Below are 14,708 nucleotides of genomic sequence, written 5' to 3'. Positions count from 1 at the left end.
CCAAGATTTTGAAGAATCAAATCTTTCCAATAAATCTAAATTCTCTTTTCTCAATCTGTTAGAATTATATACAGCATAATTCAAGGCCGTGCGAATAAATGAATTATCGCTGGCTTCAATTTTTTCAATGAATCTTTTTTTAGATATAAGCGCAGTTGCACTAATTTCACATTTTACCAAATGGTTAGTAAATTCAATCTCTCCATTTTTTATTGTCCTTTTCTTGTTGCTGACCATCTTGTAATTCTTCCAAAAATGCCAAAAGGCATCAGCTTTCCACAGTATGCCTTTGAATATGAAAAAATATGATTGCAGATTTTGGTTTTCTGTTGCAATATCTCGATTTGAAATATCTATAATTTTATCTTCTTGAATAAAACCAACAACATCGCTGTCTTGCGCCAGTAATCTTTCCCAAAGGTCCGGCGTGAATTCCAGCCAGACGCTGTCGTTCATGATGATCAGATACTCCAGCGTGTCTTTCAGATCCCGCAGGGCAAACAGCGCATCCTGATACCCCCCGAAATCATAGCCGAAGTTGGGCCGCTCCATGACTTTCCATGCGACGGCGTTAATCCTGCTACGGTCAGTCTGTGACAAGGGGGCATTGGATACAATGAATGGGGAAAAACCCAGCGCAATCATGTTTTCACAAAGGGAAATCGTGCTTTGTGCCACGCCGCCCGGTTGATAGATCAGAAAGATCGCAACACGCTGCGTTTCTGCGACCTGACCGTCACCGACTGCGGCATGCGCGTCGAATGCCTTGCGGTGCCGGTGCCGCCACACAGGTTCCATCAGGCGCTCATGAATATCCAGGATAATATAGGGAGACCGCAGAATTTGATTGCCGATGCGGCGTAATTCGCGGTTCAGTTTCCAAAGTGGTATCGTCATGGGCGTTCCAGAAAAAATATATGTTCAAAAGAAGGGCGGGCAGACAGGGTAACAGTAAGCTACGGCAAACAACTTGGGGCTGTGAAGCATGTTATGGCGGGTGCATCAAGTTGAAAGACCCGCAGTTGGCCAAGACGATTCAATCCAGCGGCCGGTGCCGCGAAAACAATCGCCCCTTGCGGGCCAGCCACCATGCGCGGCGGAAATAATTCACCGCCTTCAGCCGATAATGCGGCAGCCTCCGATACCATTTGAATTTATGCACATCGGCAAAGCCGGTGCCGGTGATTGCACTGACGCCACCGTCGTCCACGTGGGATGAAAACGGCTCTAGCCCGCACTGGCGGAAATCGTGATGGAAAAAGCGGTTGAATTCGTGGTCGTGGGCGCGGGTCTGTGGCCAGAAGCCCGGCGCGATCCGGGCGGCCACATCGCGTTTGATCAAATAGGTGGCATTGCCCGTGAACGGCCCGACGTAGGCGTTCAGCGTATAGCGCCCCAGCCGCCCCTGACTGACGGGCAGTTTCGCACGGATACAGTTGAACCGCAGCATGTCCCAATGCGCGGCGCCGGCCAGCGCGATATCAAGACTTTCCAGAAAGTCGTCATGGAAGACCACGTCATCCTCCAGGATCAGGCCGACCTTGAAAGGTGAATCCTCCAGGATTTTCCAAACGGCCAGATGTGAGGCATAGCACCCCATATGCCCGTCGGATATCGGGCTGCCCATATGGCGCGCATAGGCGGCAGCATCCACGCGCTTCAACAGCTCTGCCGCGTGATCCTTGCCGGAAATCGCCGGAAACCGGGTATAGGGCAGGCCCATCGCATCAAGCTGTGCGGTCATGCCCGCCAGCCGGTCCTTGTCGCGATCAAGATTGATCAGCCAGACACCCATATCGGCGCGGGTCAGCGCCTCAGCCATCCAGATCGGCCCACTTCAACTGGGTGTTGCGTGTCACCGCGCGGGTCAGGGTGCGACCCAGCAGGCGGTCAAAGTCATAGCCGGCGATTTCACCCGAGCCGGGGCGGCGGGCCCAGATGTCGGATTCAGTGATCACATGGCCTGCCGGCAGGTCACGGTCGGCGACGACAGATGCGCGGGCGAAACGGTATACGTCCTCTTCGGCGGATGTGCGTTCCTTGGGGTTCATCAGCGCGGTGTGGATTTCGCGCGACCGGTCGATCAGATGGCGCAGTTCTGACGGGTCCATCGAATTGATGATATCCGGCCCCCGGCGATAGCGCGTGTCGGTATAGTGCCGTTCCAGGATGCAGGCCCCAAGTGCCACCGACGCCAGCGCCATTTCCGGCCCGATGGAGTGGTCAGAGAAACCGACAACGGCATTGGGAAATGCGTTTTTCAGGTCCGTCACCCCTTGCAGCGACACGATTTCCGGCGGGGACGGATAAAGGTTGGTGCATTCCAGCAGCGCGTATTCCACGCCCGCATCCTCAAGTATCTGCACCGACGCGCGGATTGTGTCGATGCTTTGCATGCCCGTGGACATGATCACCGGCCTGCCCATGCGGGCGATGTGGCGGATCAGGGGCAGGTTATCCGCCTCGCCCGATCCGATCTTGAAGGCGGGCACGTCCAGTTCGTTCAGAAAATCCGCCGCCGCGCGCGAAAACGGCGTGGAAATCCAGATCATTCCAAGGCTCTCGGTATAGCGTTTCAACTCTGCCTCGTCCTCCAGCGACAGGGCACAGGCGGCCATCACATCCCAGATCGACACGTCGGCGTTGGGCGGAAAGATCTGTTTGGCTTCCTCTGTCATCTCGTCTTCGATGATGTGCGTCTGATGTTTGATCATTTCGCAGCCCGACCCGGCGGCAAGGCGCACCATCTCTTTGGCGACAGCCAGATCGCCACCATGGTTGATGCCGATTTCAGCAATGACGAGTGGCGGGTGCTGTGGCCCGATCTTGCGGCCTGCGATGTCCATCCGGGGTCTCCTTGGTGGCGGTTCAGGGCCTGTTTACGGTCTTTGGCACGACGGGGCAATCGCCCCGCACCATTGCAATGACGTGCCCGATGGTCCAAGTGAAGCCCACAACAACCCGACCGAGCCCCGATGATCCGCAAGCTGCTTGAGACCCTTGACCGTAAAGAGCGCGATTTGCGCAATTCCTTTGGTCACGACATCACCGACCCGGTGGAACGCAAGCGGTCGTTGCAGCATTTGCGCTGGCTGGATCATGGTATCCTGCGCACGTTCTGGCATAATTTCGCAGAGTTCGCGCCCGGTGCCTATCGGTCCAATCACCCCGACCACGCACGGTTTTCAGCCTATGCCGATCTGGGCATCAAGACTGTGCTGAACCTGCGCGGCGTGGCGCAACAGCCGCATTACCTGTTCGAGGTCGAAAGCTGCGACAAGCTGGGTCTGACGCTGGTGACGACACAGATGGCCGCCCGCCGTGCCCCTCAGGTGAAAGAGCTGACCGACCTGCTCGACGCCTTTGCGACGATCGAACGCCCGTTCCTGATGCACTGCAAATCAGGCGCTGACCGGACTGGTTTGGCGGCGGCGATTTACCTGATGGTCCACGAAGGCCAGCCGCTGTTGGTCGCGCAACAACAACTCAGCTTTCGCTTTATTCACATCCGCCGGACCGCAACGGGCATTCTTGATCATTTTCTGGATGTTTATGCCGCGCGCACTGCACAGTCACCCATCGCGATTGATGAGTGGATCCGCACCGAATACGATCCTGCCGCGCTGACAGCCAGCTTTGCCGCGAAACAGGCGGCACTGAAACCATGGCAGGGCTGGCGCTAACGCAGCCCCTGTTCAATCTGGCGGCCCAGCAGGAATTCAATCACCTCCCAGTCAAAGGGGCTGTCCACGTCCAACCCGCGTTCATTGGGCACGATCAGGGGGATCACCCGACCTTCGAACAGGCTTTGCGCGCTGCGCAGGTAATCGGGGCGCACAACATAGACCAACCCGACATGATCGTAGACCATCGGTGCCTGCTGGCGGGCAACGACGCCGTTCGGCAGGGGCTTGCTGACATGCAGCGCGCCGGCCTCGTCGGTTTCCAGCATGTTGAAATACGGGTTCTTCCGGCTTTCACAGCACGACATGACCATATCGGGCCGCGCTTGTTCAAACAGGTCCAGCCCGGCGTCGATGTCCTGCGGCAGGCGCAGGGGCGATGTGCAGTCAAGGTCGAGAAACGCATCCGCCGGGCCGGTCTGTTTTTCGGTTTCTTCCAGGGCATGCTGCCAGACGTTCCACTTGGCGGCCGTATCCGTGGACAGATGTGCGGGGCGCAGGCCGATATCGATGCAGCCGCGGCTGACAGCATGGGCATGGATTTCGGGTGAATCGGTTGATACCACCACATGATCGACGCGGTCATTTGCAAACAACTGATCCAGCGACCAGTCGATCAGGTGCTTGCCGTGCAGCATGCGAAAATTCTTGTTCGGAACGCCCTTGCTGCCGGCGCGCGCCCCGATGTGGCCTATGATCATGTGTCACCCCCTGTGATTGCGCGGACAATTGCCCGGAACCCGGTAAAGGGTCAATCATTTGCGCGAATCGTCGCGTCATTAAGTGTCCGCAAGGGCGGGCCGTTGCAGCAAACTGTGGGGTTCTTACTGTCGGTGGTGCTGAATCCTGGCGCAACCCGATGCTTTTTGGGGGAAAACAGGCGTCCTTCGCTATTCCACCATACAGGGATTGCGCCTATAGTTGCTTGAAAAGCTGGGATTAAACCGGCGCGTCCAAATGCCGTGTCTAATGGGAGGTCACCGCCATGATCCGATCGGAACTTATCCAGAAGCTTGCCGACGAAAATCCGCACCTGTATCAGCGGGACGTTGAAAAGATCGTGAATACCATCTTTGACGAAATTACCGGCGCGATGGCGCGCGGGGACAGGGTTGAACTGCGCGGCTTTGGTGCCTTTTCGGTCAAGAAACGGGATGAACGCGTCGGCCGCAACCCGCGCACCGGCGAGGCCGTGCATGTCGAGGAAAAACATGTCCCGTTTTTCAAGACCGGCAAGCTGTTGCGCGACCGGCTGAATGAAAACTAAGAGGTCATGATGAAAACCATCCGCTATGTATTCTGGGCCGTTGTCGGTCTTTGTCTGATCCTGATCGGGCTTGCGAACAGTGGCATGGTGACCGTGCGGGCGATGCCTTTGGCGCTGGCCGATCTGTTGGGGATTTCGCCCGATATCTCATTGCCGTTGTTCGTTGTGATCTTTCTTGGTGTCGGGGCGGGACTTCTGATCGGGTTTGTCTGGGAATGGCTGCGTGAACATCGCCAGCGCGCAGAGGCCCGCACAAAGGCCCGCGAACTGGAATCACTGCGCCGCGAGGTTGCAAATCTGCGCGGTGAGGCGGCCAAGGCCAAGGGCGATGATGTGCTCGCGCTATTGGACAAAGCCAGCTGATGCCATCTGACACGCGGGTCAAGATCTGTGGTCTGCGGGACACGGGGCTGATGCAGGCCGCCGTTGATGCGGGCGCGTCATATGTCGGGCTTGTTTTTTTTCCAAAATCGCCACGAAACGTCACCTTGGAACAGGCGGCGCACGTCGCACGCGACGTCCCCGCCGGCATCGCCAAGGTGGCGCTGGTCGTGAATGCCGATGATGTCCAGTTGGACGCGATGATCGATGCCGTGCCGCTGGACATGTTGCAACTGCATGGCGCGGAGACGCCGGATCGTGTCGCGGCAATCAGGGCGCGCTACGGGTTGCCCGTGATGAAGGCGCTGGGCGTAGCAGATGCTGATGATCTTGCTGCCATCGACACCTATGCGCAGGTCGCAGACCAGTTGTTGATCGACGCGAAACCGCCGCGCAATGCCGATCTGCCTGGCGGCAACGGGTTGTCATTCGACTGGCGGCTGATCGCCGAGCGGCGCTGGCCGGTGCCATGGATGCTGGCGGGCGGACTGACGGCGGAGAACGTGGCCGAGGCCATCCGTCTGACCGGGGCGCGGCAGGTCGATGTATCCTCGGGTGTGGAAAGCGCACCGGGCGTCAAGGACGCCACGTTGATCGCAGACTTTTGCAACGCCGCACAAACGGTCAAATAACCGCAGCTTTGCTTGCTTTACCATTCTGCCCCTTGGCGATAATGCTGGCGGTCGAAATACAAGAGGTGTCCCATGGCCAACGATCTTTTCAACAGCTTCATGACCGGCCCCGACGAAAAGGGCCGGTTTGGCGATTTTGGCGGGCGGTTTGTTTCCGAAACCCTGATGCCACTGATCCTTGAACTGGAAGAGCAATACGAACGCGCCAAGACGGATGAAACGTTTTGGGCGGAAATGCATCACCTGTGGACGCATTATGTCGGCCGCCCCAGCCCGCTGTATCACGCCGAACGCCTGACCGAGCATCTGGGCGGCGCCAAGATTTACATGAAGCGGGATGAATTGAACCACACCGGCGCGCATAAGATCAACAATGTGCTGGGGCAGATCATTCTGGCGCGCCGCATGGGTAAGACACGGATCATCGCGGAAACTGGTGCGGGGCAGCACGGGGTGGCCACGGCGACGGTCTGTGCCAAGTTCGGGCTGAAATGCGTGGTCTATATGGGCGCCCACGATGTTGAACGCCAGGCACCCAATGTATTCCGCATGAAACTGCTGGGTGCAGAGGTGGTGCCGGTGACATCGGGTCGCGGAACGCTGAAAGACGCAATGAACGACGCCTTGCGCGACTGGGTCACGAATGTGCGCGACACGTTCTATTGCATCGGCACGGTGGCCGGGCCGCATCCCTATCCCGCGATGGTGCGTGATTTTCAGGCGATCATAGGGCAGGAAACCAAAACCCAGATGCAAGAGGCAGAAGGCCGTCTGCCCGATACGCTGATTGCGGCGATCGGTGGTGGATCGAACGCCATGGGTCTGTTCTATCCGTTCCTTGACGACAAAGAGGTGAACATCATCGGCGTCGAGGCCGGCGGCAAGGGTGTGAACGAAAAGATGGAGCATTGCGCATCACTGACCGGCGGACGCCCCGGTGTGCTGCATGGTAACCGCACGTATCTGTTGCAGGATGACGTGGGCCAGATATTGGAGGGCTTCAGCATTTCTGCGGGGCTGGATTACCCTGGTATTGGTCCGGAACACGCATGGTTGCATGATATCGGCCGCGCGAAATACGTTGCAATAACCGATGTCGAGGCGCTGGAAGCGTTTCAGCTTTGCTGCGCACTAGAGGGAATCATTCCGGCGCTGGAACCGTCTCATGCGCTTGCGCACGTCATGAAAATCGCCCCTGAACTGCCCGGCGATCATCTGCTGGTGATGAATATGTGTGGGCGTGGCGACAAGGATATTTTCACCGTCGCAAAACACCTTGGGTTTGACATGAGCGCCTGATCGCAGGTCAAATCACCCCTGTAAGGTAATAAAACAAAGGCTCGCGTCACTGCGGGCCTTTGTTTTGTGGGTCATAAACTTTTGTTTATGCCGCTCTGCCTTGCGTTTATTGCATATGTGTTAAACTCATGGCCAATGGTGTCCTTGGGTCATGATCTGTTTGGTTTGACGTAATGGTGCGCATCTGGCGGGCCAGCGCAAACATTAGGAGATGAAAAATGAAGAACATTCTGCTTTCCACGACAGCCGCGATTGCCATGACAGCGACCGCTGCTTTTTCGCAATCCATCGCGGATCAGGTAATTACCCAACTCCAGGAACAGGGCTATACCCGCATCGAAGTTGAAAATGGCCCGACACAGGTCAAGGTCGAGGCAATCCGGGACGGCATGAAACTTGAAGTCGTCTATGATGCTGCAACCGGCGCAATTCTGAAAGAAGAGGTCGCGCCGATCGATGCCGATGACGATGTCCGCTCTGGGGTCAGTGTGCGCGACGACGACGAAGACTTCATTGATGACGAAGATGATGAAGATGATGAAGATGTCGACGACGATGATGAAGATGACGATGACGATAACGACAGTGACGAAAATGATGATGACGAGGGTGACGACGACTGATCTTTTCGTGTTGCCGAAACCGGCGACTGTTCTTTAATGGAAACATTATGTTTAAACGGCTGATAATCTGCCTGTTTTTGTTTGGGGCGCCAGGTCATCTGGCGGCCCAGACGTTTCAGGAATCGATCACATCGCAGCTTGAGGCACAGGGGTTTTCGCGTGTGTCGAGCAGCCGGACATGGCTGGGCCGTGTGCGGCTGGTGGCGTATCGTGATGACTTGCGCCGCGAAATCGTATTCAACCCACAGACAGGTGAAATTCTGCGTGATTATTGGCGCACGTTCGACGACGAGGATGAGATGCGCCTGCCGCGACTGATCAATCCCGGTAGTGGTGACAATGACAACGACGACCGCGATGATGATGATGAAGATGACGACAGTGATGATGAAGACGATGACGATGATCGGGATGATGATGAAGACGATGACGATGACGATGACGACGACGATGATCGGGATGATGACGATGATGATGACGACGACGATGACTGATCGCGCATCAAACTAAGGGGTCCGCCGGGTGGCAAAGCAATGGTTCGTCCTGCCGGTTGTGGTTGTGCAGGTGCTTTGCGCCTTTTTCTTTGTGTCGCAAATTCTGGCCTCTGTTCTGGGCCTGACGCCGATAAGCTGGCAATTTTATGAAATGATCGAGTTGGGGGCGGCACTTGGGCTGCTTCTCGGCACGGCCTTGGGTGTGATGGTGTTGCGCCGCACGATGGCGCGTAACGTGGCAATGCGCGACCAGTTGCGCCTCGCCTCGGGGGCGTTTCGCGAAGTGATGGAAGAACGCTTTGCTGAATGGGCATTGACCCCGGCGGAACGTGACGTGGCCCTGTTTGCGATCAAAGGCATGTCAATTCAGGAAATCGCGGGTTTGCGTCAGGTCAGCGAAGGCACGATCAAGGCACAGACCAATGCGATCTATCGCAAGGCGGGCGTCGGTGGCCGGACCCAACTGCTCAGTGTTTTCATTGACGAACTGATGTCGGAATCCCCTGACTGAGCATCATTTTTCAAGCGGCAGGGCATTCTGATGCAGCACATCAATCGGCACGACGTCCAAGGCGCGCACATGTGTCGCATGCAAATTGACCTTTGGCGCGCACCCCTCTTCGTGGGCTTGCAGGAACCGGCTGGCACATAGACACCAGCTGTCACCAGCCTTGAGCCCGGCAAACCCGAACTCTGGCCGCGGTGTGCTGAGGTCGTTGCCAACGTATTTCGAAAAGGCCAGAAATTCATCGGTCATGATCGCGCAAACTGTGTGGCTTCCTTGATCGGCGGCACATGTGTCGCATGCCCCGTTCCGAAAGAACCCCGTCATGGGCGCCGTTGAACAGGTGGCCAGCGTGCTGCCAAGAACGTTAAAGGATGGGTCTTTTTCCATATCTGCTTCGGCTTTCTGCGATCAAAAGGCGTTCATGCCATCGAATGTAGCTGACTTGCCCGCGATTGCCACGCATGATGCGGGATCAGCGAAACCGGTCCACCAATTTTTGCATCGCGTTGCGGGTGTCTTTGGGCGGCGCAGCCGCAGGCGCAGGTTTTTCGGGCTTCGATGCGCTGGTCGATGACCGGGGCGGGGCGACCCGCAGCGCGACGGCATTCAGGAATTTCGGCCTTTCACCGGCGACCAGATGCGCAATGCCGTCGCTGATCCCGCGCAATTCATCGTCCAGCCAGTCCTGATCGGCCTTGGCGAAATCACGCAGCACATATCCGGGTACCGCGTCCTTGTGGCCGGGGTGGCCCACGCCAAGGCGCACCCGGTCGTAGTCTGGCCCGATATGGCCGTGGATCGACCGCAAGCCATTGTGCCCCGCGTGTCCGCCACCTGTTTTCAGCCGCACCTTGCCGGGTGCCAGATCGATTTCGTCATGAAAGACGATCACATCTTCCGGCGTCAGTTTCAGATAGCGCATCGCGTCGCCAACGGATTGGCCGGACAGGTTCATGAATGTTTCAGGCTTGAGCAGCACAACCTTTTCTGATCCGAACCGGCCTTCGGCGATCTGGCCCTGAAACTTGGCCCGCCAAGGGCTGAACCCGTGATCGGCAGCGATCCGGTCAACCGCCATAAAACCGATGTTATGCCGGTTTTGCGCATATTTTGCGCCGGGGTTTCCAAGGCCTACGATTAGTTTCATATTTCTAATCTAATGGATGCTGCGGTGCGGTGCCAGTGGCACCTATGAAAAAGGGCACCCCGAAAGGGATGCCCTGATCTTTTGCCTGGCGTGCAGGGCTTATTCTTCGGAAGTTGTCGGCACTTCGTCTGCGGCGACTTCTTCTTCTTCGTCATCCTCTGCCAGCACGGCGCGCGGGGCCGAGATGTTGGCGATCACGAAATCACGCTCGATCACGGGCTTGGCACCTTCGGGCAGGGTGACTTCGCTGATGTGAATCACATCGCCCATCTGTGCGTTCGCCAGATCGACGGTGATGTGATCGGGGATATCCCCGGCCAGCACGTCCAGTTCAACCTCGTTGCGCACAACCGTCAGAACGCCGCCCTTTTTGACACCGGGGCAGGTGTCGGCATTGTCGAATTCGACGGGGATGAACAGTTTCACCCGGCTGGTTCGCTTCAGGCGCATCAGGTCGATATGCGTGGGCAGGTCCTTGACCACGTCGCGCTGCACACCGCGGCAGATCACGCGCACATCGTCATGGCCTTCAACCTTGAGGTTGAACAGCGTGGACATGAAGCGGCCTTTGCGCAGCATGGTCAGCAGGTAGTTGAAGGGAAGTGTAATCGCGATCGGGTCAACCCCACCGCCATAAACCACGCCAGGTACGTCGCCACTACGGCGAGCTTGACGGGCGGCCCCCTTGCCTGTCCCCGTCCGTACCGTGGCGACCAGATCAGGGATCTTATCAGCCATAGTCGTATTCCTTAATGTAGGGGCCCGCCTCCAAGGGTGTCCGGGCCCGATGAAGCCGTTGCTATAGGCGGGATTCGTGCGTTTGGAAAGGGGGTATGGGCGTTGCCGCTCATTTTCCGGTCCTTGGTGCCTGTCGGGCTGACTTGGGCCTTGCGATGTGCCGGTTTCGCTGCCAATCAATGTGCCATGTCTATCATTCACGCCCTTGTCCTGTCACGTCGTCCTGCGGCCGCCTTTGTGGTGATCGGCCTGTTCTGGGGGTGTTTTGCCGCCCATGTGCCGGTGATCAAGGCGCAGCTTGGCGCGTCGGACGCGGTGTTCGGGACGGTGTTGCTGGGGTCTGCGGCCGGTTTGGTCTCGGCTATGTGGCTGGCCCCGCGCGTTGACCGGGTGCTGGGCGGCAGGGGGATGCAGGTCGGTGTTGTGTTGCTGGCCTTTGCCTGGTTGTTTCCGGCGCATATCACCCTGCCTTTGGCTTTTGCGGCGTCGATGGCATTTGTCGGTCTGGCGTCCGGCCTGCTAGATGTGGTGATGAACGCCCGCGTCAGTGAACTGGAAGCAGCGCATGACACGCCCTTGATGAATGCAAATCACGCCATGTTTTCCGTAGCCTATGCCGTGGCGGCCCTGACCGTCGGTGCCACCCGCGAAGCGGGCATCGCGCCTGCGCTGGTCTTTGCGGGGTTCGGGGCGTTTTGCCTGCTGCTGGTGCCATTCATGCGGATGGATGTCACTGTTGTCGCGGCCGAGGATGGGTATGCCGGGCGCTATCCGGTCTGGCCGATTGTGCTGTGCGGGGCAATCGTGCTGATTGCCTTCATGTCAGAAGCCACGGTCGAGGCGTGGTCGGCCCTGCATGTGGAACGCACCCTGGGTGGCGGCGCGGTCGAGGGCGCGCTGGGCCCCGCGATGCTGGGTTTTACCATGGCCGTGGGGCGGTTTTCCGGCCAGGTGATCGTGTCGCGGATGGACGAAGCGCGCGTTGTGGTCATTGCAGCACTTGTATCGGCATTGGGTGCGGTTGTGGTGGCCGTGGCGCCGACGCCAGTGGTGGCCTATGCGGGCTTTGCCGTGCTGGGGCTGGGGATTTCCGTGATCGGCCCGATGGGCCTGGCGCTGGTCGGAAAACTGGTGGTGCCACACCTGCGGACCGAGGCGATCAGCCGCACCGCCGTCATCGGCTTTTCGGGGTTTTTCATGGCGCCTGTCCTGATGGGGCTGGTGTCGCAGGTCATGGGGCTGCGCGTGGCCTTTGGCGGCGTGGCGCTGATCCTGATGGCGCTGGTCCCGCTGTCTGTGCTGGTGCGGCGGCAGCCACGCAACGGCACAAAGGCAGCTGCGATTTGAAACAGGTGCAAAAAAGGGCAGACCAGCGGCCTGCCCTTTTGTCTGTTGATACTGGCGCGGCTTATTAGCTGGGTGGAACGTCGAGGTTTTGCTCAAGTGTTATTCCATTTATCCGTTTTTTCTGACCACCCGATGACCCGCCGGATGCCGCGATAATCAGCATAAGCGCGAAAATACCCATCACAACGTAATCGTCTTGGGGCGCACTTGTCATCTGTGACATGTCGTCTGCGGCAGCCGCAGGGGCCGTCATGTCTTGTGCCGATGCGGCAACTGTCGAAGCGGCAAGCGCCGCCGCTGCGATGAGGTGAGTTGTAAAACGCATAAAAAGGATACTCCGTAGATAGATCATTGATGAACCGGCAGGGATAATGCCCACCGCAATAAACTGATGGCGGCCAAACAGATGGCTGTCAATAATTTATTAATGATTTCATGATCTTCGCCGCTTTATGGTCGCGGTCCTGCCGCAATCAGGCCCAAGTCCCTTCGAAATCCGCGGGCACCAGCAGGATATCGCGGTCCAGCGTCGTGATATCCCGCCGCCCGCATAGCGCCATGGTCGTATCCAACTCCTTGTGGATCACCTCAAGCGCCTTGGTCACACCTTTTTCGCCCATCGCACCCAGCCCGTTCACATAGGCCCGCCCGATATATGTGCCCTTTGCCCCCATCGCGAGCGCCTTGAGCACATCCTGCCCCGACCGGATCCCGCCGTCGAAATGCACTTCGACCTTGTCACCGACCGCATCAAGAATGGCGGGCAGCGCGCGGATCGACGACAGCGCACCATCCAGTTGCCGCCCGCCGTGGTTCGACACAATGATCGCGTCGGCCCCCAGTTCGGCGGCCTTGCGGGCGTCATCGGCATCGAGGATCCCTTTCAGGATCACCTTGCCGCCCCACATTTTCATCAGTTGCGCGACACGGTCCCAATCCAGCGCGTGATCAAACGCCTCGGCGGTCCACGACGCCAGCGACGACGGGTCCGACACGCCCTTGGCATGGCCCACGATATTGCCAAAAAACCGCCGTTTTGTTTGCAGCATTTCAATGCCCCACGGCCATTTGGTCGCCAGATCGAGCATGCTTGCAACGGTGAATTTCGGCGGGGCAGACAGGCCGTTTTTCAGATCCTTATGGCGCTGGCCCAGAATTTGCAGATCAAGCGTGATCACGATGGCCGAACATCCCGCGTCGCGCGCGCGATCAAACAGCCTTTGCATGAAATCATCATCTTTCAGGGTGTAGACCTGAAACCAGAACGGTTCGGTCGTATTTTCGGCTACATCCTCGATCGAACAGATCGACATGGTGGACAGCGTGAAAGGCACGCCGAATTTTTCCGCCGCCTTTGCCGCCTTGATTTCACCATCGGCGTTTTGCATCCCGGTCAACCCGACCGGGGCCAGCGCCACGGGCATCGCCACATCCTGCCCGATCATCCGGGCTTTCGTGGTGCGGTTGGTCATATCCACCGCGATGCGCTGGCGCAGGCGGATCTTGTCGAAATCTGACGTGTTCTCGCGAAAGGTCTGTTCCGTCCAGCTGCCGCTTTCGGCATAGTCGTAAAACATCTTGGGCGTGCGGCGTTTGTGCAGACGCTTGAGATCGTCAATGGTCGTGATGACGGGCATGGCTGGAATCCTTGAAATTGGTCATGAAACCTTACCGGTTCCGCAGCTTAAATCAAGGCAGGAAGATCAGCCACGGTGCGTCCCGTCTGCCAGCGTTTTCACGAACGCAAGGACGTCGGCGACACTTTCGCCCTTCCCGATCCTGTCCACGATGGCAGAACCAACCACGGCACCATCGGCAATACTGGCGATGGCTTCTGCGGCGTCAGGTGTCTTGATTCCGAAACCGACGATGACAGGCAGATCGGTCTGCGACTTTATCCTTGCCACTTCGGGGGCGACATCGCCCGCCTGCGCCTCGGCGGTGCCGGTGATGCCGGTGACAGACACATAATAGACAAAGCCGGATGTATTTTCCAACACCTTGGGCAGGCGTTTGTCGTCCGTGGTCGGCGTGGCCAGACGGATGAAATTGATGCCCGCGGCCTGCGCTGGTATGCACAATTCGTCGTCTTCTTCGGGCGGCAGGTCTACGATGATCAGCCCGTCAATGCCGGCCGCGACCGCGTCTTGCAAAAATGTATCGACGCCGCGTGAATAGATCGGGTTGTAATAGCCCATCATGACAATCGGCGTCGCGTCATCGGTCTTGCGCAGTTCACGCGCGTATTGCAGCGTTTTTTCAAGGTTCTGCCCGCCTTCCAGCGCGCGCTGGCCCGCCAGCTGGATCGTGATGCCATCCGCCATCGGGTCGGTAAAGGGCATGCCCAGCTCGATGATATCGACGCCTGCGCCGGGCAGACCTTTGACGATGTCCAGCCCGGTATCGTAATCGGGGTCGCCCGCCATGACATAGGCGACAAAGGCTTTCTTGCCCTCGGTCCGCAACTGCGCGAATTTGGCGTCGATTCTGCTCATGATGATCCCCGTTTTCAACCTCGGATCGGTTTGCGCGATGGGGCAGGGAAAATCAATGGGGGCGATGCATTCTTCTGCGGTGCTGCGGCGCTTG

General features: G+C 57.9%; 19 protein-coding genes. 9 read left to right on the top strand and 10 right to left on the bottom strand.

The annotated features are described in order from the left end of the window. From ACTG4B_RS14405 to ACTG4B_RS14395, 3 genes are all read right to left on the bottom strand, one after another. Positions 1-897, bottom strand: an 897-nt coding sequence (locus ACTG4B_RS14405) for a rhamnan synthesis F family protein (protein WP_439156398.1), incomplete at its 3' end; no start/stop codon positions are given. Between the two features lie 139 nt (positions 898-1,036). Beyond that, positions 1,037-1,822, bottom strand: a complete 786-nt coding sequence (locus ACTG4B_RS14400) for a glycosyltransferase family 25 protein (RefSeq protein WP_439156397.1) — start codon at positions 1,820-1,822, stop codon at positions 1,037-1,039. Next, entirely contained in the window at positions 1,815-2,846 is a 1,032-nt protein-coding gene (locus tag ACTG4B_RS14395; RefSeq protein WP_439156396.1) for an N-acetylneuraminate synthase family protein, read from the bottom strand. The genes ACTG4B_RS14400 and ACTG4B_RS14395 overlap by 8 nt, the downstream gene beginning before the upstream one ends. Positions 2,847-2,975: 129 nt before the next feature. Here ACTG4B_RS14395 and ACTG4B_RS14390 point away from each other — a divergent pair, with 129 nt between their 5' ends. After that, positions 2,976-3,683, top strand: a complete 708-nt coding sequence (locus tag ACTG4B_RS14390) for a tyrosine-protein phosphatase (protein ID WP_439156395.1) — start codon at positions 2,976-2,978, stop codon at positions 3,681-3,683. Here ACTG4B_RS14390 and ACTG4B_RS14385 read toward each other — a convergent pair. Continuing rightward, positions 3,680-4,384, bottom strand: coding sequence for an acylneuraminate cytidylyltransferase family protein (locus tag ACTG4B_RS14385; protein ID WP_439156394.1), 705 nt, complete (start codon positions 4,382-4,384; stop codon positions 3,680-3,682). The two genes, ACTG4B_RS14390 and ACTG4B_RS14385, sit on opposite strands and share 4 nt — an antisense overlap. A gap of 284 nt (positions 4,385-4,668) precedes the next feature. Here ACTG4B_RS14385 and ihfB point away from each other — a divergent pair, with 284 nt between their 5' ends. The 7 genes from ihfB to ACTG4B_RS14350 all read left to right on the top strand — a co-directional run bounded on the left by ihfB (position 4,669) and on the right by ACTG4B_RS14350 (position 8,890). After that, positions 4,669-4,950, top strand: a complete 282-nt coding sequence (gene ihfB, locus ACTG4B_RS14380) for an integration host factor subunit beta (protein WP_439156393.1) — start codon at positions 4,669-4,671, stop codon at positions 4,948-4,950. Positions 4,951-4,959: 9 nt separating this feature from the next. After that, complete coding sequence (locus ACTG4B_RS14375) at positions 4,960-5,313, top strand: lipopolysaccharide assembly protein LapA domain-containing protein (protein WP_439156399.1); 354 nt, start codon at positions 4,960-4,962, stop codon at positions 5,311-5,313. Continuing rightward, entirely contained in the window at positions 5,313-5,963 is a 651-nt protein-coding gene (locus ACTG4B_RS14370) for a phosphoribosylanthranilate isomerase (protein WP_439156392.1), read from the top strand. Before ACTG4B_RS14375 ends, ACTG4B_RS14370 begins: the two co-directional genes overlap by 1 nt. 72 nt (positions 5,964-6,035) lie before the next feature. After that, positions 6,036-7,262 (top strand): tryptophan synthase subunit beta, encoded by a 1,227-nt coding sequence (trpB, locus tag ACTG4B_RS14365; RefSeq protein WP_439156391.1) that lies wholly within the window; start codon positions 6,036-6,038, stop codon positions 7,260-7,262. A 218-nt stretch (positions 7,263-7,480) separates the two neighbouring features. Then, positions 7,481-7,885 (top strand): PepSY domain-containing protein, encoded by a 405-nt coding sequence (locus tag ACTG4B_RS14360; RefSeq protein WP_439156390.1) that lies wholly within the window; start codon positions 7,481-7,483, stop codon positions 7,883-7,885. Between the two features lie 47 nt (positions 7,886-7,932). After that, entirely contained in the window at positions 7,933-8,379 is a 447-nt protein-coding gene (locus ACTG4B_RS14355; RefSeq protein WP_439156389.1) for a hypothetical protein, read from the top strand. Positions 8,380-8,407: 28 nt separating this feature from the next. Continuing rightward, entirely contained in the window at positions 8,408-8,890 is a 483-nt protein-coding gene (locus ACTG4B_RS14350; RefSeq protein WP_439156388.1) for a helix-turn-helix transcriptional regulator, read from the top strand. A 3-nt stretch (positions 8,891-8,893) separates the two neighbouring features. Here ACTG4B_RS14350 and ACTG4B_RS14345 read toward each other — a convergent pair whose 3' ends face one another. The 3 genes from ACTG4B_RS14345 to ACTG4B_RS14335 all read right to left on the bottom strand — a co-directional run bounded on the left by ACTG4B_RS14345 (position 8,894) and on the right by ACTG4B_RS14335 (position 10,772). Next, positions 8,894-9,274 (bottom strand): DUF2237 family protein, encoded by a 381-nt coding sequence (locus tag ACTG4B_RS14345; protein ID WP_439156387.1) that lies wholly within the window; start codon positions 9,272-9,274, stop codon positions 8,894-8,896. 85 nt (positions 9,275-9,359) lie between these two features. Further along, positions 9,360-10,034 (bottom strand): aminoacyl-tRNA hydrolase, encoded by a 675-nt coding sequence (gene pth, locus ACTG4B_RS14340; protein WP_439156386.1) that lies wholly within the window; start codon positions 10,032-10,034, stop codon positions 9,360-9,362. A 99-nt stretch (positions 10,035-10,133) separates the two neighbouring features. After that, complete coding sequence (locus ACTG4B_RS14335; RefSeq protein WP_439156385.1) at positions 10,134-10,772, bottom strand: 50S ribosomal protein L25/general stress protein Ctc; 639 nt, start codon at positions 10,770-10,772, stop codon at positions 10,134-10,136. A 186-nt stretch (positions 10,773-10,958) separates the two neighbouring features. On the opposite strand from ACTG4B_RS14335, the gene ACTG4B_RS14330 reads away from it, so the two are divergent. Further along, the gene (locus ACTG4B_RS14330; protein ID WP_439156384.1) at positions 10,959-12,119 is read left to right on the top strand and encodes an MFS transporter; all 1,161 of its coding nucleotides are present in this window, start codon (positions 10,959-10,961) and stop codon (positions 12,117-12,119) included. 64 nt (positions 12,120-12,183) lie between these two features. Here the strand turns inward: ACTG4B_RS14330 and ACTG4B_RS14325 are convergent, their stop codons facing one another. The 3 genes from ACTG4B_RS14325 to trpA form a co-directional block, all read right to left on the bottom strand. Beyond that, positions 12,184-12,444 carry a hypothetical protein gene (locus tag ACTG4B_RS14325; protein ID WP_439156383.1) on the bottom strand — a complete coding sequence of 87 codons (261 nt, stop codon included), beginning with the start codon at positions 12,442-12,444 and terminating at the stop codon, positions 12,184-12,186. A gap of 148 nt (positions 12,445-12,592) precedes the next feature. After that, positions 12,593-13,756 carry an alpha-hydroxy acid oxidase gene (locus ACTG4B_RS14320; protein WP_439156382.1) on the bottom strand — a complete coding sequence of 388 codons (1,164 nt, stop codon included), beginning with the start codon at positions 13,754-13,756 and terminating at the stop codon, positions 12,593-12,595. A 66-nt stretch (positions 13,757-13,822) separates the two neighbouring features. Continuing rightward, complete coding sequence (gene trpA / locus ACTG4B_RS14315) at positions 13,823-14,614, bottom strand: tryptophan synthase subunit alpha (RefSeq protein ID WP_439156381.1); 792 nt, start codon at positions 14,612-14,614, stop codon at positions 13,823-13,825. Positions 14,615-14,708: the final 94 nt, after the last annotated feature.

This window comes from Yoonia sp. (assembly GCF_965660735.1).
GTDB lineage: Bacteria > Pseudomonadota > Alphaproteobacteria > Rhodobacterales > Rhodobacteraceae > Yoonia.
This window is presented reverse-complemented; position numbering and strand designations above follow the sequence as displayed.